Genomic DNA, 19,509 nt, shown 5'->3' with positions numbered 1-19,509 from the left:
ATAACGTCTAGACCCCTCCTGCCTCAACTATCAGGCAGCTCCCTTCCCATACTCCTGCTTCTCCCAGAGTTTCTTCAAAGGATAATCTTCTGCCTAGAGGTTCGGCAAATAAAAAATCTATCTTTTCGCCCATATAATTCTCCAGAGAAGCAGCCAGTTCCTGAGCTGTAATATGGAAGGAGGCTTCAATATCCATAAGCTCCCTTCCATCACCAGATTTTATTGTAAAAATCACAGTATCCATACAACTTATACCTTTCTTTCGGAATTTCTGCTTAATATATACCTCTCTGCAATATCCTCAGCAAGCTCGTCTATTATATCTTCTGCCTGTTTTCTGCTTACACTGAAGAATTCAATGTAATTCCCCTTTTGATATAAGAACTCTGCAACCCATAGTCTGTCTTCATCCTTTAGAAGCTTAAAAGCTGTGGCTTTGCCTCCATAGTTCTCCTTATATTCTTTTACAATTAAAGATCCATGCACGTCAGATCCTGCTAATGCTTTTAAAAGAGACTCCGCTGCATCCTCGGACAATCCGCTGTCTTTAAGCAGCTCACTCCCCGAATTGCTCCCATCTTTAATGCATTTAAATATATTATCAAGCTGTGTTTCTGATATACGCGCTTTTTGGTTGTCTATACGAAAATCGTAATGCGGAATAGTACACTGCTTTATAATATTTGAAAGCTCTGAACTTTCCACAATGGGCCTCACACTATAAATATCTTTTTGCCCGGGTACTTTGTAAAGGTGTATACATGCACCCTGAGACAAATAAATTCTGTGTACGGAAACTGCATTTCTCCCCTCGTACATTTCTGCCTGTATAATTGCCTTGCAGAAGCAGCATATAGCAATCGCGGCATATATAAACCTGTCCATGACAATTTTTCCTTCCTCAAGCTTTATATATCCTTTTTCACTGAGCTCCTTCCGAATAATCTCCCACTCCGTTTTTATGCCGCTCTCAGTAAAATTTTTATATGGGTTTTCTATTCCTATAAGCTCTTCGGCATTTACAAGAGCAGCAAGAAATACCAACTCCTTTGAACTGACTATACAGCTTACCGTTTTTGGCTCTTTCATATGTACAAAACTCCTTCTCTCTTTTTAAAGTTATTCCCTAAATATGCTAAATAGCCCTTATATCAGCGGGAGCTTAAGCTTAACATACCTGCCCTTTGAAATATAATAAGCCTCTCCGGTACCAAGTATATTTCCCTGCTCAGAATAGGGCATTTTTGTGCTGAAAACCCTTTGCTGCTCAAAGCTCCCACCTGTAAGCAGACCTGTCTGATTGTCTATGACCGCTTTTGTAAAGCTGTCATAGCTATTACTTGATATATCATCATCCAGACCTGATATCACTATGCATAAGCCAAGACCCTTATACCTCTTTACGAGCTTCTCAAGATTCATTTTTGTATCATCATCTGCCATATCCATAAAATCTTTGTACTCATCTATAAAAACAATTATCCTTGGTACACTGTCGATATAGCTCTTCTCGTCAAATTCTCCTCCTGAATCCATTCTTTTATTTAAAAGCTGCTCTTTTCTATTCTCTATTTTTAGTATAATCTCACTTACTACAGCAGACACGTCCGCCGCATCCGAAGAATATGAAGCTATTTTATTAATGCTTTTATATTTATAAAGTCCCATATTATTGGAATCTATTATATTCACCTGATATAATCCTTCAGCATCTTTTTCTAATACTGTTGTTAGTAAGCATTTCAGAACAGTGGTTCTTCCACTCTGGATTTGTCCTGCTACCAGTATTGAGGAGCTATCTCCAAAATCAAAAAACACAGGCTCCATGTCCTCTGTTGTAAGCCCTAAAGGTATAAGATTCCGGCCGCATATGCTCTCTTTAATCTCTTCATATTCAAGCATCTCCCTATAAGACATAACTTCAGGAATCACAGGTATTTTTTTAGCCCTCTTTCCCTCCCAATTACCGCTTACTCTTTCAAAACATTTTCTCATCTCCTGAGATCTTTCAGCCTCATTTTTTCCTGGGAACGGCAAAGCGGTCTGGAATTCAACAGGCTTTCCCATTTTTATAAGACCTCTGCCGTTTACCGGAGACGGTTCAAGTCCGCTTGTTCTCCCTACTATGTTCACGTAATCCGATTTGTCTGTCATTTGAAGGGCTACAGAAATTTTAAAGTTTTGTGACACTTTATATTTTAGCTCTGACATGGCACTTGCAGTAACAACCAGATGCAATCCATAATTCGCAGCTTCTCTTGAAAGCTGCACAAACACCTCCTCCATGTACGGATAAAGCTCAGACATGGCAGAATAGTTATCCACAATCAGCACAATTGCAGGCAGCTTATTCTCCGAAACAGCCCTGAAAGAGGAAAGATTGGTAACACCTATATCAGAAAATATTTTTTTTCTTTTATCTATCTCCTTTTTAAGAAGCTTTACAAGCTTGGACAGCTTTTCTTCATCCTCACCTATTACTACATCTCCTACGTGTGGAAGACAGCCAAAAGTATTAAAGGTTCTTCCTCCAAAGTCCATAATGTATATATTTACATCTTTGGGTGAATATGTAATAGCCAAGGATGTTATCACCGTACTTAGGAATGTTGTCTTTCCCGTACCGGGAGCGCCATATAAAACAGCATGACCCTCCTTGCCAAGATCAAGAAATGCAGGATACTGCTTTTGTTCGGAAGGACTGTCCGCAAAGCCTATTACAGGACATATCCAATCCTTAGCATCTCTCCACGTACACCCATCCCATTTGTCTGGCTCCATCCCAAGAAGCTCCCATAGCCAAATTACATCTGAAAGCGGTGGAAGCCATGGCCCATTCAACCTTTCTATATCTTGCTCCGAGGCTGTTTTCATTATTTGCTTAATGACAGCATTAAGCTGCGTCTCTAAGTTTCCCGTGCCCTTGCTCTTTTCATATGAAAACAAAGGCCTCCTGCTTCCCTCAAGACCTACTCTAAGAAGTAATCTTTCACCTGTCCCTGCTCCTTCGCTCCCGGGATTATATTTTGCACCGCTCCAGGCAGACTGAAAAAGATCAAATATTTCATTATTCCCTACCTGCAGATATGCCCTTCCCGGATGCTTTATATCCCCTGCATCCGGCCTTTTAAGCACCTCATTACTGTCCTCCCTCCCCTGGACCTTAAGGCAGAGTCTGAATCTTGCATTGCTCCATATCTGATCATCCACAACACCTGACGGCTTCTGTGTAGCAAGTATGAGATGTATTCCAAGACTTCTTCCCACTCTGGCAGCACTTACAAGCTCACGCATAAATTCGGGCTGTTCAGACTTGAGCTCTGCAAATTCGTCAATTATTATTATCAAATGCGGAAGAGGATTTTGCGCCTCCTTCTTTTTATAGAGCATCTGATATCCGTCAATATGATTTACTTTATATTCTCCAAGAACTTCCTGACGTCTTTTTATCTCACTTTTAATGGAAACCAGGGATCTTGTAATCTGATTTCCGTCAAGATTTGTAATTGTCCCTATTAAATGAGGCAAATCCTCAAAAAGGTTAGCCATTCCTCCACCCTTATAGTCTATAATTACAAATGCTACATCATGCGGATGAAAATTTACTGCAAGAGAAAGTATCAGGCTTTGAAGCAGCTCACTTTTCCCTGAACCTGTAGTTCCTGCAATAAGTCCATGAGGGCCGTGATATTTTTCATGCAAATCCAGAAGAAGCTTGTCTCCGCCTTCACGCAAGCCAAGTGGTACTGCAAGCGACTTAAATGTTTCACTTCCCTCCCATCTGGTTTTTATATTCAGCTTTTCAGTAGAATCCACTCCAAAAAGCTCAAGAAAAGGAACACTAACAGGGATTTCCTGCTCCGCCCCTACCTGCTTCAGCCTTACAGGGGCTAACCTTCTTGCAACAAATTCACTTTTAGCAGCGGATATCTTATCCGGAGTAAAATTAATTCTGTGAGAGGATTTCTTTTTCTCATATATAAGCCCTGTAGCTTCACTAACCAGTTCAAGTATATACCTGCAATTTTTAGGAAGATACTGCATTTTATCGAATGCAAGTATTGTAGATACCCCGAGAAGACTGTTATTCTTCATAAGCAATTTTACAACAGGCTCATTTTCAGTTGCCGCTTTATCTGCAAGTATAAATATATAATGAGGAATAAGCCTTTGCTGCTCATCCTTCTTTTCCTCAAGGTCTGATTCCCTCTTTTTCAAAAGATCGTTGAACATATTCATTATATCGTGGGCAGAGGAAGCCTCACATGCTACAAATCTATTTTTATAATTCTCATCCCATACATGGGGAAGCCACCTTACCCAGCTCCACTCATGCAATTCCTCTTGAGGAAATATCAATACAAACTTGACCTCATCGTATGAATGATGTACAGCAAGCCTTATAAGTATATTCCTTATCATGGCAATTACATTACTCCGTATGCCTATAACCCCAACAGTGCACGCCTCATACAAATTTACAGTTATAGGAAGCTTTTCGACTATTGCGTGTTTCTCAAAAATCACCTGAGGCTTATCTAAAAGCGGATCATCATCTATGTTGATTTCGGGAACCGAATATTTTATCTTTGCCATCAGAGGAACGTCACCTATTCCAACCCTTACATCAATAAAGTCATTGTCGTCAGTTGCCCTTTCCCATAGCCTTCTTGAACGTTCCTCTGCTATCTGTACACATTCCTCAGGTTCCGGATGTGTTCTTAAAAGTATTGACTTCTGCTCCGCTCTCATATTTTCAAGCTTATAATCTATCTTCATTATAGCAGAAGAGTATTTTTCATTCCTCAACCTGTCTCTCTTTTTATATTCCTTTGTTTGGGAAAAAAAATTTGACAGCGATATAATTACCGTAGCTGAAGCCATGGGAACAGTAAACATAAGAGAGCGAGGATACGCAAATGCCGCAAGGCAGGTAACCATCGGCGTAAGAAAGAGCTGGAGCCAGAAGGATAGTCCCGTATTAGGCTTATTAGGCTTTTGAGGAGCACTGGGTATGGATACCTCTTCTATTGGCATTTGAGGCTCAAGCCTTGGTGAACGCTGAAAATATGGGTATATCGATTCGATTGACAGCACTTCTTTTAAATTTTTTACCGAAATCAATGTATCCGAATGAAAAACCGTTATCCAAGTCCTGTCAAAAACAATTTTATGTCCGCCTATATATATTGTGTCCCCAGGGCTTAAGCTCTTTCTCTCCGCTCTTGTTCCGTTTATATGTACAATGTGGCCTTCACATGACTCAATACAATATTCCCTGTCTCTCATACACCTTATAACGCAATGCCTGTTATGCACAAAGCTGTTGCCGTACACTATATCATTATCAGAAGCACTGCCTATTTTAATATCTATAAGGTCTTTAATAAGATATTTAGACGATTTATTAGGATAACATGCCTTGTCTAAAACCACTATTCTAATGTCTTCCCCTGAATGCACAGATTTGCTGACAGTAAAAACGTCCCCATTTTCCACTGTTTTCCGATCTATAAGCTTTTCGCCGTAGAATACACCTCTTGATGCCGGGTTTAAAATGACCCATGCACCTAGTCTATTTTCGAATATTACACTGGAAGGATATAAAAATTCTGACTGTATAAAAATATCGTCAGATTCATCACTGCCTATTGAAATTGCTTCCTTATTGAATTTACCTACATCTACCTCATTAAAAAAGTCTCCATGGTATATATGCAGTAAAATTTCTTCCAAGAAAAGTCCCCCCTATAGTTAAATCTGAGATATTTCTCAATATTTAAATATATTTGTATGTTAACTATGTATTATTTTTTTATAATTGTATCATATTGTGTTTTTTATATCAAATTAAAATAAATCCCAAGTTTCTATAAATATATAATCTTATTTCAAAACATATATATGAGAATATTTTATACCTTTCCTTTATTTATGGATTGCATTTAGGACAAGGATAATACCCTTTTTCAGCACATTCCTTTCTGCTGCCGTATATATCAACCTTATCCTTATCTACTCTTCCGTTATTATAGGGCAAATCCACACATCCTGTCCTGTGATAGTATTGTATCAGGCTGGTGGCCTCAGACTCAACATAGTATCCCTCATGCTTTACAAGCCTTCCTCCTCCGACAGCAAAGCTGTTAAACACATCCCCTCCAGTCCCTATCGGTATTCCCTGAAAAAAGGCGATTACACCCACATCATCTATAGTTCTGTACCAGTCCTCATCCTGTATCAGAGGGGGCGCAAAATGATATGTAATACCGTATTTTAATGCAATACGGTTATGCAAGTTTATATAATAGTTTATGTCATCCTTAATGCTTTCAACAATTGTGCTTCTTCTCACACGGTCGAAAGACTCACTCGTATCTATAATACTCCCTGCATGCAAAAGCCTAATATCCTCATAAGCTCCCTCATAGGCCCTATTATCGGGATCTGTGACATCGTACACCGTTAAATAATCATCTAATGTAAAGGAATACACATATGTCCCTTCAGAATATGAAAACATTTTTTTGGGCTTCCATACATGCTTTATCTCGCTAAAGCCTAAAGCCCCCGTATATATTTCCTGCGAAAATATATAATAGCCATCATAGTCAATCACCGCAATGACCGGAACATAGCCTTGTATTTTTCTTTTAAGCATTGAATTGTCCAAAACATCAAAATTTATATACAGTGAATTAAAAAAAGCTTCAACAGCTTGCTCTTTGTTTATCGTAATCCTGCCATCCTCTCCCCTCCCAATAAGTGCCGAAGCCGCATCCTCACATGCTGCATCCAGCAGCTTGTTGATTTCCAGCGTCTTTATGGATACTGCCTTCATATCCCACAGCTTAAGATTGGAAATTAAAATAAAAGGAATAACTATTATTACAAAAACGATGGCAAGATTAGTAATCTTCATCCTTGACCATCCCCCCGTAATTGATTATGATTTTTGCCTCAGCCATGTCTGCGCCATACAGCATCTGTTGTATTTTAGTAGCCAGAGTCTTATTTTCATTTCTTACCCTTACAGCAAAATAGTCGCCCTTTCCAAGCTTATATCTGGGGTCAGCAGCAGATGAGGCAGGAAAAAGCTCAGACATTATGCTTTCCGTATATGTACCCCTATAATTAATGTTAAACTTATTTTCGGAAGCTCCCGCACTGTCCAGAGGATCATATCTCTTATGATAATGCTCCATCTGTATGGAATAAATATTGTTTGTAGCAGAAAGCCTCCGGGTAAATTCCCTGTACATATCCGGTGTTATATAGCCCAGATTTCTCACAGAATCCACAAACTTAGCTGTTTCATTCAGTACAAAAACCTTTGTTGTGTCATCTTGATTTTCAAACATATTTAATATGGGAAATATAAACAAAAGCAGCACCGAAAGAAACAGGGCTATAATTTTGCTGAGCGATTCACCCATTTTAAAACCTCACACCCTTATATATTCAATCCCTGTGACTTTTCCCCCGGCATCTATTATGTACTTTGCCCTGTATGTGTCATTGGGATTTATTCTAATACCGTTAAACGGATCTTTTTCCGTATCGCTTCCCATATCTGTAAAAGCGCTGTTTAAATTCCCTTCATTTTCATTCCCTTCATTTTCAAATCCGGAATAAGTGTTTGCCATGCTTTCCTCTGCTATTACCCCTCCGTTAACAAAAATATCCACATCCATTCCCCCGTAAACCTTTGCGATGATTTCGGCTCCAGATACAGTAACCTCCTTGGCATCCACATTGCTCTCATACAACAAATTATCCTGCACAAGACTTTCCTTAACAAGAGCGATATTTCTAGCTGTGCCGCTGCCCATAAGCATAAACACGGAAATGGCTACCGTAAAAATAAATATACATGACACCTCAAACAGAAAATCCGCCAGATTGTCGCTCATAGAAACACCCCTTGCATACCATATATTATGGTCTTATGTCTGCTGTGTAAATAGAAGCCCCGTTATTGCTCCATTAGCATTTTTGTAAACTTTACCCAGAAACCTTCCGTTAGGATTAATATAAGTAGCCCTCTTTACGTCTTTAGCAATGTTAATATAATTATCAGTATCACTTTCTGAAATATCATTTCCTATTCCCCCTGTACTCGTTACTTCTTTAATATAGCATACGCCAGCCGTATTTAAATTTGTAATAACCTTTACACCAAATGAAGCCTTCTTATTTTTTTCTATGAAATTTAAAACCTCGCTCCCCGATACGACTGAGCCTTCATACATGCTGACCTCTGCCGTATCAAGATCGCTGTTAACCTGCCCCAGCTTTTCCAGTCCAAGCTTTGCAGTATCCTGCCCTGATCTTAAGACCATAAAGCCTATTGTCACCACCACCATTACTATTACTATAGCAGCACCAATTTTAATGGCTGTAGTTGCATTTTCCATAAAAATTATCTCCCTTCAATATTCTTAAATAAAAATTTTTAAAGTATGTCTCTAAGCTGTTCTGAATAATTTAAAAGCTGGTTCATGCTTTCCAGCAAAAAAGGAATAAGCATGTGCAGAAGCAATGTGGCTATAAGAGGAGTAAAGGCTATCATCTTACCGTACATCGCCTTGCTGGCAATCATCATTTCATTGTCCTGCTTTCTTTTTTCCTGATAATACCCCCTTTCAATGATAAGCTCATCAAATGCCTGCTGAACCGATATCTTATCGGATGCGGCCTGAAGGTTCTCCACAAGCCTTGTGAACGGAAGAAACGGCTCATCAATTTTGAGCTGCTCCAAGGCCTCTATGTCACCGTGCTCAAAATTATTTATACACCTGCTTATAGAGCCTTTAAAAATCACTGCAAACTGCTCCATCCACTGGAGTATGTTGTCTACGCTTATCCTCTCTATATACATAAGCATGATTATGATTGAGTGGAACTGCATAACCTCGTCCTCCATCCCCATCTGAAGTATCTTTTTTCTGAATACCAGTATCAGGTAGGGTATATTATAAGCCATAAAGGCTATAAGGAAGCAAATTAAAAGCTGCCACCATTTAAAGTACTGATTGTTATATGAAACAAGCTTTTTATATATCCTCTCAGAGGCTGAAGCCGACATGTCCGCGTCCCTGATTCCTCCTGATTCTTGTATTTCCTTTTGGATCTGCTCAAGTGCCGGGGTTGTACCCTTATATTTAAGCAGTATGCCCCTGTCAAGATCCCTCATCTCATCGGCAGCCTCCTTGTTGGTGCTCTGGGTCTCCCTATCCATATCGGCTCCTACGGAATTGAGTATGTTATACCTTGTGATTGAGTAAACGTTGAAAAACACAAAAAGGCTTATGGCAAAAGCCGCACTCCCGTATATTATGCGCTTGAGGTAAAAAGCATTGACCCCTGACTCAGAGGCTGTATTTTTAAGCAGTTCGGTATACCTTGAGGCTTTGCTGTAGTTAGCGTCTACAAGCCTGTCCATTGTTTTTGAAACAAGCCTTATGCTCAAAAGCTTATCCTCAAGGACACTCAGTGTCCTGCTTGTCTGAACGTTACTCTGGAGCTTGTTTATAAGCTGGTATGAAAGTATAACAAGTGCAAAAAGTATTATTGGCTCTACAAACCCGTAAGCACCGCTGTAATATTTAACTAATTCAGGTAGATTAGCTACCGCCCACATTTCCATAGGCTTAATAGTAAATATAGGAGCCATTGCGATTATGGACAGGCTCTTAAACAGGTAGTTGAGCTTCTGTCTTTTTAAAAGCTCTATATTTATCTCCTGCTTTAAATAATTGAGGTTTGTAAGAAACATTGATTTATCGTCAACCTTTCTGTCATCAAACCTCAGTATGGTCTGGCACAGTGCGATAAATGTCTTGAAAAACTTATTGGGAGCCACCTCATTATACTTTTCTATTTCTTCCTCAACATCGTTTGCCGTCAGAATCTCGTATATCCTGTGAGCATGCAGTGACATTTCATATCCGCAATTCTCTATAGAGTCAAAAATAGCCTCATCAATCATTCCGTGCTCATGAAAGTTATGCCTTACATCTCCTAAAAATCTTTCAAACTGCACCATTATTTTGTTCTCAACCCGGTCTACAAACAGGCCCAATATCTGGTCATGTACTATAACAGCAGTGAGAATCGCTATTACAAAGAAGTATAAGTCTCTTCCAAGCGCAGCAAGGATTACAAACACAAGAAGTGCTGAAAAAAAAGACATAAAAGCGAACTTCATAGTGCTTCTCCCGATCGTCCAGTTATCGGCAAGCTCCATTATCTGGATTCTTTTTCTCACCCTTGCTATATAGTTTTTAGTTATGAAAAGCCTGCTGAAATACAGATATGAGGAATACCAGAAGTTTTTTCCGCTTCCGTGCCTTTCCTTAACCGCATTTCTGCTTTTTACCCTGCGCTCGGTAAGAAGCGCCGCCGCAAGGAATAAAACCGCTGCAACCAGTATGCCTGCAAGTATAATTATAATAGTATTGTTACTCATAGCTCACTCCCCAATTCAAAAGGGTAAAAGCCTTAAACTCTTCTCTTTCACCCCCGGTCATATGCCTCGCCATTTCGCTGTAGCACTCAGGGCTTACAGGCTCTCCCGCCTTGTACTCACCGTTTTCCCACACTATAATATCCCTTGTTTCAAATACCTTTCTGTCCGTCACCCGCACAAAATACTCCTTCATTGTGTCAAGAAAGCTATCCTGCTTTTCCTCATGCCTCTCAATTCCTTTATACCCCTCGGGGTATTCTATATCCTGACTTAAGGGTATGATTTCAGTTATTCTCTCAATATACCTGTGCCCGCTTATGTCCTTGTTCAGGTGCACATCAAAATTTACTACGTCCGCCACCTGCTTCTCAGCAATCTTTTCGTTGTTAAAAACTCCTGTCTGCAGGAGACAGTTTCTCAAGGCCAGCACAAGATTGCCGGTGGTCTTGGCATGGTGAGTAAACATAGTAAAAAGTGAGGCAACCTGAGCCATCTGTATCATCCACGAGGCAACCTTGGCATCGGCAACCTCTCCCAATATGTTTACAGTACCGTCGGTTTTTTTCTGAAGGTCTAACCCCTCCTGGCCTGAAACCGTTGTGGTTTCCCTGAAGGTCAGTATATTCCTGAAGGGATAGAGCTTTCTTAAATGAAGCTCAAAGGCCATCTCCTGAATTCTTAATGTGAAGGTCGGATTTATAAACCTTACAATGGACATCAGAAGAGTAGTCTTTCCTGTTCCCTGTGATCCTGTTATTGCGGTAATCCTGCAGCCCTTTATAAGCCATTTTACAAATCCTATGGGAAGCTGCTTATTTTTATCGACAATAAGATCCTCAGGGACAGCCTTGTCCACACTGTCGAACTTTCTTACAAAAAATACCCAAGACTCCGAGAAAGGCGGCCTGGCTACGACTATACGGCTTCCGTCCTTCATCTCGTTTACCTTGTAGCCGTTTGACTCAGACAACTGTCCCGGGTTGTTGTAGCGGTATATATTTTTGCATACACGCATCAATTCGTACTCTGTCCCAAAGCTCAGGAAGGAAAGATGTATGGTTTTTCCCTTAAAGAATATCCACACACTGTCATAGGACGCGGGAAGAGAGCTGAATACCTCGCTACTGAGCTCGGATTCCTGAAAAAAGCTTGGAGGAATACCCGACACTCCCCCTGAAACCCCGTCAATTTTCATATCCCTTATTTCGTCAATTACTCCATAGCCCTTGTACAGTTGGTATATTCGCTGTACCACAATACTTAGCCGATCCTCAAATGTAGCCAATCTTTGAGCATTTTTATTATATATTTTGTTTATTTCATCAGCTTTTATTACGTATAAAGGCTGTCCATATTCATCTGTTTTGGGATTGTCAAGCCCATTATCCATAATTATTTTTTCTAATGCCCTGTAACCATTTTTTATTTTGTAGATATGCATCAGTATTTCAAACTTGTCCTGTATGCTCAACTCCTTTGGGTTGTCAAAATTTATAATTTTTGTTATATTGACTTCGTCTATCTTGTAATTTTTAACAAGAATATCCCTTATAAAATCCTTTATATAATTTTTAGCATTTATATCTCCATATGTGCAGTTCTTTAAAGCAAGCCTGAGCTGGCTTTTATTTTGAATTCTTTTTGCAAACTCCTCTTTTGACAGATTCATTTCGTAAAGGTTGGTCTTTAATATATTATTAAATGTATCCTTAACTTTCTGTACAAGAAACTCCACACTAAACATATCTTCCTCAATGTCATATTTAGCATGGATAATTTTCTTGCTCTTATTAAAATACCAAAATACCCCTCCGGCAAAAACGGCCAGAATCAAAATAATCATTAGAGTATTCATCATAGCCTAATCACCTATTTTCTTTGTAGTAATATCTATGCCTGTATGTGCCAATATGAGCCTTGCGGCATTCCTGACCTCATTGATGAAGCAGTAATTCAAATCATCCTTTTTAGCGGACAGGTTCTTAAGGAAGAAATCAAGCACCCTCCCGTCGGAACAGGCATCACTGAATTCTATGTTGTAAGGGATAGCAGCAATATTTTTCTTTATGCCATACCTTCTCATAATGTTCTTTGTGTTATATCGGGAGTCCATGTCGTACCTTCCTATAAGGAAAATATAATTCTCCAGCCCCTCCTTATGCCTTTCGAAAAAGTCATCCAGCACACTTGAGTTCTGGCTGAGATTAACAACTATAATATCCGAATACTTTAATATTTTACTTGAAAGCTCATTATAGCCCGCAGAAACATCAATGAAAACAACATCATAAAATTCCTGAGCCAGACTTAATATCTGATTCATAACATTATTAAGATCATGCATATAAAGATCCTTATTTGTATTGGTTGTACCCATAAGCAGATCAAGCTTTTTTTTCAGTATGCTTGTTGTATAATTTACGATATTGTCCTTGTCCAGCTTGTTTGACTTTATAAATCTGGCCAGTGCGTCAATGCCGCTGTCAGACAGCTCCATAAGCTCACTGTTCAAATATCTTTTATCCAGTAACGAGGATTCTATGGTGCTCTTTTCAAAATGATTATGGGTGATAAGCATTTTAAGCCTGTATTCAAGCGCAGTTACTAAAGCAATAGAAAGCATGTTGCTGGTGGTAGCAGACTGCCCGTGCACATTACTCCAAAAAGCTATACGCATATACTACTTCCCCTTTTCCGCTTTTTTAATTGCCATTTCCACATCCTTGCGGTTAAAGCTCAAAGAATCCACAAGAATATCTTTAAACATAGCACTGTATTCCTTTGGGAGCCCACTGAATCTGAAAATGTCATTATACTGGCTGTCCAGCCTGCAGCAAAGCTCTTTTTCGGAAATATAGAAATAGTATTCCTTGACAACTGTTGCTATGTCAAGCAGACTATCCAGATAGCTTTTGTCGATCTTGCTGTCTACCACATCCCTGTATATTCTTATAAACTCATAGGAGCAATCCAGCATTTCTAAATACTCCTTAAGTCTTAAAACACTGGATCTTTCCAGATCTGTCACAGCAAATCTCAGACTACAGGACATTAGCTCCTTTACAAATGCGGGGTTAAGTCCAAAGTTTATAATTATCACATTATATTTACTTATATCGACTTTTTTGTAATTCTCCTTATTGCAGCAACCAATATAGAAGTCCACATTCCTATACGAGGTAAGAAGGTTTATTGGAATAGATTCTGGTACGGAATACTTTAGCAACTGCTGTTCTGAAGTATCCATAACAGCAATATTCATATCCATATTGAACAGTATCCTTGAAATATAGAGAATTATATCTTCTGTTTTACTTCCTACAAATCCTATTTTAATAGTTTCATCCATCCTTGCCACCCCCAAAATCAGCTTCTGAAAGATCATCCACACCTTGCTCCTGTTCTTGCGGTGTCATCTGCTGTTCAGAAATTGTGGATACATCCTCAAGAAGTTCCCTGTCCTCGTGCTTATCAGTATTGCTGATATTCGGCACAGGCACTGAGTATGCACCCGGAACAGAATAATTGGAAACTGCAGCCTTAGGATTAATATTTTCAAGCCTTTTGTCCAAAGCTTTACGAACCTCTTCCGCCAGATACAACTTAGCTTGATCCAAAATATTAGGGTTTGTTTCCATAAGACTCATTACATGGATGTTTGCAGGATATGTAGGTGTAGCCTCTGCCTGAGACGTCGGCTCAACATATGTGACAACATAAAGCTTTGTGCCCTGATTTATGTAAGCATCTACAATGGCACTGCTTACCGTTACCGTTTCCCTCTCATTGAGCCAGCACCATATGGTGTTTTTAGATATATCAATGCTTCTTATCTTCTTTTTTGAAAGCACAATGAAATCCTCTCCGTTGGGAAACATTATTCTCAAGTCTATAAACTTGTCCTTTTCCAGATTGCTTTGAAGCAAAAACATATTGAATTCTTGCTCTCTTACATCATCCTGAAGCTGCTCCTCCGAAACCATGTATTTCATAACAGGAACATTCTCAGGCATTTCACTTTTTGCATACTTCCCAAAATCGACTTCACCCATAAACATCTCCGGGTCAAGGTTCGAAATAATTTCCGATTCATTGAAAAGCTCCTTGTCAAGCCTTGCTCCGAAGGTTATCTTTTCTTTGGCAACAAAGACCCGTCTCCTGTCGTTATTCCTCTGAAGCTCCAGTTCCCTGACCTTTTCCTCATATCCCTGCTTAACCCCGTTAGTAAAGCCCGTATATGCAAAATATCCCGCAAACCCCAGAGTTAAACAGCCGACTGCGCAAATTGCAAGTGTTATACCGTATTTAAAAAGCTTATTTCTCTTCTTGACAAACGCCATCTAAAAGTCCTCCCATCTGCAAATCATAAAATAAATAAAGCCCTCTGCAACGCTTCAGCTCTTACATTACCTGTACGGCACAAGCTACACCTCTTGTGGCATGGCAGCACCGCCCTTTCGTTATAAATGTCCCGCCTTTTAAAATATCTGTTATTTAAAAATTAACCATAAATTTGTCCGCGGCAATGGTATTTATATTATATTTATCATCTTATATGCATTTTTAAGATGGCGTTAAATATTGATATTCTTATTTTAAATTCAAAAGCTCGACAACATTTAATACAGTTGATATTTATATTTAAAATCTGATTAAAAAATCTTCTGTAGTATAATTTTACGTTATATCCTCCTTTTTGATTATATACCATTTTTTTTTACACGTAAATACATTTATAAGCTTATATTGAAATTTTTCACTGGTGAGCAAGGAATTTTGCATGTAGATTTATGTATATATTGTTGTTAGAATATTTGAATTTGAGCTGTTTTTATGCAATATTATGTTGTCTAAAAATATTACTTCTACATATTTTAACATCTATAGAAGTAATTTACCACATCCTCTAAAATAATTCAAGAATAATCGGAATTAATTTTTAAGCTTAAAAAGCATTTGTATAAGAAGAATAAAATATCAAAAAATCCGAAACAATATTCTTGTTTTTAAAATTGTAAGCTTTGTGGAGGAGATTATTTGTATACAGGCAATGTGACCGACAAGCAAAGTATATCCGTAATAGTAATGTATATAACAGGAACCTCGTCTCTGGTAATATTTGCACTGGAGGCAAAAAAAGATTTATGGCTGGGTATACTTATATGCTACGCTATGACAGTCCTGATGTCACTTATGATAGGCAGAATAAAGCGGCTTTTTCCCGATATGGACATCTTTCAAATATTCGAGGTGTGCTTCGGAAAAATAATTTCAAAGCTCATAAACGCAGTATATATTATATCTGCATTCTATGTTGTCGTTTTAATCAATACCTTCCTCATTCATTTTATAAGAATAACAGCCTTGCCCACTACTCCCAATCCCTTTTTGGCAGTATTTATCACCTTTATATGCATATGGATGGTTAAGGAAGGAGTTGAGCTTATAAGCAGGTTCTCGGCTATGTTTCTTTTGCCCACCCTGATTTCTATTATTCTGCTGGTAGTTATGCTTATTCCCCAAATGAACTTCGGAAATCTTCTTCCCGCTTTTCAGGAAGGAATATTCGACATACTGTACGGCTCCTTATCCGCCTTTATTTTCCCTCTTGGTGAAATAGTCGTATTCTCGGCATTCTTTCAAAAATTCAGCACACCAAAAGCTTCATACAAAGTCTTTTTGACGGGCTCTGCAATAGGTGCTCTGGTGGTATTTTCTATTTCGGTGTCGAATGTGATGGTATTAGGAATAAATCTGGCCTCCGATGTGTATTATCCCACGTATTTATCTGCCTCAAGAATTTCCGTAGGTACGTACCTGCACGGGCTTGAGCTGATTTTATCAATTGTTTTTATTTTAGGGGCTTTTGTGAAATCAGCGGTATATTTTTCTGTGTGCTGCAAGGCTATTGCACGCAGCTTTGGCCTTGATAGTGATTACAAATTTATTGTGACTCCCGTAGGGCTTTTGCTTTACTGCAGCTCTCTTTTTTTCTATAAGGGTGCTCCGGATTATACCGAATGGCTTAAAAAGGCTCTTGTGCCCTATTCCATACCGTATATAATAATAATTCCTATAATTACATTTATAGTAGTGGAATTCAGGAAGAAAAAATTTTCGCAATTGCGTCAATGAAGTCGCCCATCGGCTTTGCCGGGGTGCTTAGCTTAACACCCAAGCTCAGCAGCAGAGTAAGAATAAATGCGGGAAGGAAAATGCACAAATACAATATCAGCTTCTTTACCTGCCTTGCTTTTACCAAAGGAGCTGTTTCAATCAGCGCTATAGCAGCAAATACACATATAACCAGTAAGAACATACTATCTACCCGCCTTTGTTATTTTCATGCTCTGATCGCTTGCTGTAATTTCTAATTTCACCTGTATGTCAGATGAGATTTTTTCAAATTCATTTCCCCAATCATTTTTCATTTGCTTCCAGAGCTTTGGATATTTATTTTCAACCTTATCACCGAAGCGCACGGCATCCACCTTATATTTTTCCTTAAGCAAATTTACAAGCTCTTTTATTTCGCCTGTTATCATTCTCTCTGCTTCCTTTTCCAGCTCCTTTATATTCTCCTTCTTAAAAATATCTTTACTTCCGTCAATTTCAGAAACACTGGCTTCCATTTGCACTCTGACCTCCATTACCAGTCCTTTCTCACCCAGAATGGGTTTTATTCTGGTCTTGCTGCCTAAAATCCTTAACGAAACAGTCTGGCGTTTTTCATTATGTGTTTGCTCCACGATAAAAGTCGCATCACGCAGCTTGTCCATGATGAGCAAAAGTGTTTTTGTCTGATTACCGTCAAGCCAGCATATGGCTTTATTTCTGCTTATTATCTCAGTGCCGTTTACCAAAGGAATAGCACCCTTATCCGACTCCTCAAGTGTGACAGTGGGCAGTACCGCGTAAAAGTCTTCTGATTGCAGGCTGTACATAAATTCCCAATAAGGAACCTTCATATAGGTTTCGTTAGATTTTACAGTCAAAAAAACATGATCCAGATAGTATGAAATAATGCTTTCAGTCTGAGGATCAGCCTTTAAAAAAATCTCCCCTGCGGTTTTTTCCTTTGATAGAAGCATCCATACATAGTCCCTCGTCTCAAGGTCTCTTTTAACCCAGTCCATTATTCCTATAAATAAATTCTCACTTTCAATCAATTCCTCACTCAGGATGATTACCTTGGAATGACTCCATAGCAGCTTATGTCCGGCCTTTGACGTAAGCTTGTTTACAGCATCAATTACGCTTTTTCCTTTACTAGTGTATATCTTGGAATTAAAGGTGCTTCCTTTTTCCGATGATTTGGGCAGTGTTATCTCCGCTGTGACAACAAGGCAGTCATTTTTTTCGTCATAATCAAACGCCGCACCCGCCACAATAATCTCTTCACTAATTTCCCTATAATCCCAGCAGCCTGTTGTAAACATTAACAATATAAACAAAACAGCAAGTATAAAAATGTCAGCTTTTCTCTTCATTCGCTTCTCCCGCATCTATTTGAGACTGTTTTTTTGCTCTGAAGCGCAAAACCCACCACGGTACGCGTATTCCGGTGTCCTTTGCTTCAAAAGCATTCAGGCTGGATATGCTCAGCATGTAAGGTACTCCGAAGGAGTTCATGGAAAGAAGATGAATAAACAGGCATATTGCTCCGAAAAGATATCCATAAAAGCCTATAACTCCTGAAAACAAAAGTAATATTATCCTTACGATGCTTAAAGAGCTCATCAGCTTTGGGATAAGGAAATTTGAAAGCCCCGTCACAGCCACTATGATTACAATAGGGGCACTTACAAATTTGGCGTTTACAGCCGCGTCGCCTATAACTACCGCCCCCACAAAGCTAATTGTTGACCCGACTGCCACAGGCAGCCTGGAGCCGCCTTCTCTCAATATTTCAAAAACCACCACCATAATAAACATTTCTATAATTGTAGGAAACGGTACATCCACTCTCGAGGCCGAAATAGTAAGCAGCAGCGGAGTGGGTATAATTTCCTTTCGGAAGGAGGTCAGGGCGACATATATTGCCGGTATGCTTGTAGATAAAAAAAATGCCCCCCACCGAAGAAGTCTATTTACACTCCCCGAAATGAAATCATTATAATAGTCCTCGCTGGACTGAAAGTATTCACTGAATAAAAAGGGTACAGTTAAAGCAATGGGGGTTCCGTCTACTATTATTGCAATTCTTCCTTCAAGCAGGCCTGACACAAGCTTATCGGGCCGTTCGGTATGTCCCACCGTAGAAAAGAGGGACAAAGGGTGGTCTCTGATTATTTCTTCAATATACCCCGATTCCAGAACCGCATCAAGCCTTATATTTTTTATCCTATCATTTACCTCTTGAAGTATTTTATCGTTTGACAGTCCATTAATATGACAAATACAGATTCTGGTTTTAGTTTGTGTTCCCAAAAAATCAAATCTAAATTTCAGATTGGGGTTGTTTACTCTTCTCCTTATCAACGATGTATTTATTATCAGTGATTCTGTAAAAGCATCTCTTGGGCCTCTCACAACATTTTCCGAAAGGGGCTCAGATATGTCTCTTAACTTCAACCCCTTTAAATCCACAATCAGGGCCTCGGGGCAGTTATCCGCGATTATAAGTGTATCGCCGTACAGTATTGAGCCCACAATTTTGTCAACATCTGAATTAATCTCAATGTTTCCGCAACTAATGATTTGTTTTTTAAGGCTATTAACCATGTTTTCCCTGTTTAAGCTTCCTTCCGGTGAATTCAGTACCGCTGATATCAAGCCTTTGCTTATTTCCTTCTGATCTGCCATTCCCACGGTATATACCACGCAAATTCTTACATTATCATTATTGAGTGGAAGCAGTTCATGGAAAACAATAGTGTCGTCGTTTTGAAATATTTGCCTAAACATAAGCAGATTTTTTTGGTAATCATCAAATATATGCGTTATATCTAAATTTCCATGGCTTTTTTTTTTGCATACGGCATTTTTCTCTTAAACAAGCTAAATATCCCCCTGCCACTGTCTTAAAATATAATTAC

Annotated in this window: 16 protein-coding genes; 1 reads left to right on the top strand and 15 read right to left on the bottom strand. The window is 39.0% G+C overall.

The window, feature by feature from the left end; translation table 11 throughout:
* Nucleotides 1-7 precede the first annotated feature (7 nt).
* The 12 genes from DFR58_RS15495 to DFR58_RS15440 form a co-directional block, all read right to left on the bottom strand.
* Nucleotides 8-244 carry a ubiquitin family protein gene (locus tag DFR58_RS15495; RefSeq protein ID WP_114298762.1) on the bottom strand — a complete coding sequence of 79 codons (237 nt, stop codon included), beginning with the start codon at nucleotides 242-244 and terminating at the stop codon, nucleotides 8-10.
* 5 nt (nucleotides 245-249) lie between these two features.
* Nucleotides 250-1,089, bottom strand: a complete 840-nt coding sequence (locus DFR58_RS15490; RefSeq protein WP_114298761.1) for a hypothetical protein — start codon at nucleotides 1,087-1,089, stop codon at nucleotides 250-252.
* 57 nt (nucleotides 1,090-1,146) lie between these two features.
* Nucleotides 1,147-5,736, bottom strand: a complete 4,590-nt coding sequence (gene essC, locus DFR58_RS15485; RefSeq protein WP_114298760.1) for a type VII secretion protein EssC — start codon at nucleotides 5,734-5,736, stop codon at nucleotides 1,147-1,149.
* 196 nt (nucleotides 5,737-5,932) lie between these two features.
* The gene (locus DFR58_RS15480; protein ID WP_114298759.1) at nucleotides 5,933-6,922 is read right to left on the bottom strand and encodes a hypothetical protein; all 990 of its coding nucleotides are present in this window, start codon (nucleotides 6,920-6,922) and stop codon (nucleotides 5,933-5,935) included.
* Nucleotides 6,909-7,436 carry a hypothetical protein gene (locus DFR58_RS15475; RefSeq protein WP_114298758.1) on the bottom strand — a complete coding sequence of 176 codons (528 nt, stop codon included), beginning with the start codon at nucleotides 7,434-7,436 and terminating at the stop codon, nucleotides 6,909-6,911. The genes DFR58_RS15480 and DFR58_RS15475 overlap by 14 nt, the downstream gene beginning before the upstream one ends.
* Nucleotides 7,437-7,445: 9 nt before the next feature.
* Nucleotides 7,446-7,913: a hypothetical protein gene (locus DFR58_RS15470; RefSeq protein ID WP_114298757.1), complete on the bottom strand. Its 468-nt coding sequence runs from the start codon at nucleotides 7,911-7,913 to the stop codon at nucleotides 7,446-7,448.
* Between the two features lie 33 nt (nucleotides 7,914-7,946).
* Nucleotides 7,947-8,417 carry a hypothetical protein gene (locus tag DFR58_RS15465; RefSeq protein WP_114298756.1) on the bottom strand — a complete coding sequence of 157 codons (471 nt, stop codon included), beginning with the start codon at nucleotides 8,415-8,417 and terminating at the stop codon, nucleotides 7,947-7,949.
* A gap of 38 nt (nucleotides 8,418-8,455) precedes the next feature.
* On the bottom strand, nucleotides 8,456-10,471 hold the full coding sequence (locus DFR58_RS15460) for a hypothetical protein (RefSeq protein WP_114298755.1): 2,016 nt from the start codon (nucleotides 10,469-10,471) through the stop codon (nucleotides 8,456-8,458).
* Complete coding sequence (locus tag DFR58_RS15455; protein ID WP_242987673.1) at nucleotides 10,464-12,329, bottom strand: ATPase, T2SS/T4P/T4SS family; 1,866 nt, start codon at nucleotides 12,327-12,329, stop codon at nucleotides 10,464-10,466. The genes DFR58_RS15460 and DFR58_RS15455 overlap by 8 nt, the downstream gene beginning before the upstream one ends.
* Nucleotides 12,330-12,332: 3 nt before the next feature.
* Complete coding sequence (locus tag DFR58_RS15450; RefSeq protein WP_114298754.1) at nucleotides 12,333-13,148, bottom strand: P-loop NTPase family protein; 816 nt, start codon at nucleotides 13,146-13,148, stop codon at nucleotides 12,333-12,335.
* Nucleotides 13,149-13,151: 3 nt separating this feature from the next.
* The gene (locus DFR58_RS15445) at nucleotides 13,152-13,820 is read right to left on the bottom strand and encodes a hypothetical protein (RefSeq protein ID WP_114298753.1); all 669 of its coding nucleotides are present in this window, start codon (nucleotides 13,818-13,820) and stop codon (nucleotides 13,152-13,154) included.
* Nucleotides 13,813-14,811, bottom strand: a complete 999-nt coding sequence (locus tag DFR58_RS15440; RefSeq protein WP_114298752.1) for a hypothetical protein — start codon at nucleotides 14,809-14,811, stop codon at nucleotides 13,813-13,815. Before DFR58_RS15440 ends, DFR58_RS15445 begins: the two co-directional genes overlap by 8 nt.
* A gap of 697 nt (nucleotides 14,812-15,508) precedes the next feature.
* Between DFR58_RS15440 and DFR58_RS15435 the strand changes: the two genes are divergently transcribed.
* Complete coding sequence (locus DFR58_RS15435) at nucleotides 15,509-16,606, top strand: GerAB/ArcD/ProY family transporter (RefSeq protein WP_114298751.1); 1,098 nt, start codon at nucleotides 15,509-15,511, stop codon at nucleotides 16,604-16,606.
* Here the strand turns inward: DFR58_RS15435 and DFR58_RS15430 are convergent.
* The 3 genes from DFR58_RS15430 to DFR58_RS15420 are packed head-to-tail and all read right to left on the bottom strand — an operon-like array spanning nucleotide 16,572 to nucleotide 19,378.
* Entirely contained in the window at nucleotides 16,572-16,790 is a 219-nt protein-coding gene (locus DFR58_RS15430; protein WP_114298750.1) for a hypothetical protein, read from the bottom strand. The two genes, DFR58_RS15435 and DFR58_RS15430, sit on opposite strands and share 35 nt — an antisense overlap.
* 1 nt (nucleotide 16,791) lies before the next feature.
* Complete coding sequence (locus DFR58_RS15425) at nucleotides 16,792-17,961, bottom strand: Ger(x)C family spore germination protein (RefSeq protein WP_170138179.1); 1,170 nt, start codon at nucleotides 17,959-17,961, stop codon at nucleotides 16,792-16,794.
* Nucleotides 17,945-19,378, bottom strand: a complete 1,434-nt coding sequence (locus tag DFR58_RS15420; RefSeq protein WP_114298748.1) for a spore germination protein — start codon at nucleotides 19,376-19,378, stop codon at nucleotides 17,945-17,947. The genes DFR58_RS15425 and DFR58_RS15420 overlap by 17 nt, the downstream gene beginning before the upstream one ends.
* Nucleotides 19,379-19,509 lie beyond the last annotated feature (131 nt).

The organism is Anaerobacterium chartisolvens (genome assembly GCF_003337415.1).
In the GTDB taxonomy this organism is placed as follows: Bacteria; Bacillota; Clostridia; order Acetivibrionales; family DSM-27016; genus Anaerobacterium; species Anaerobacterium chartisolvens.
This window is presented reverse-complemented; position numbering and strand designations above follow the sequence as displayed.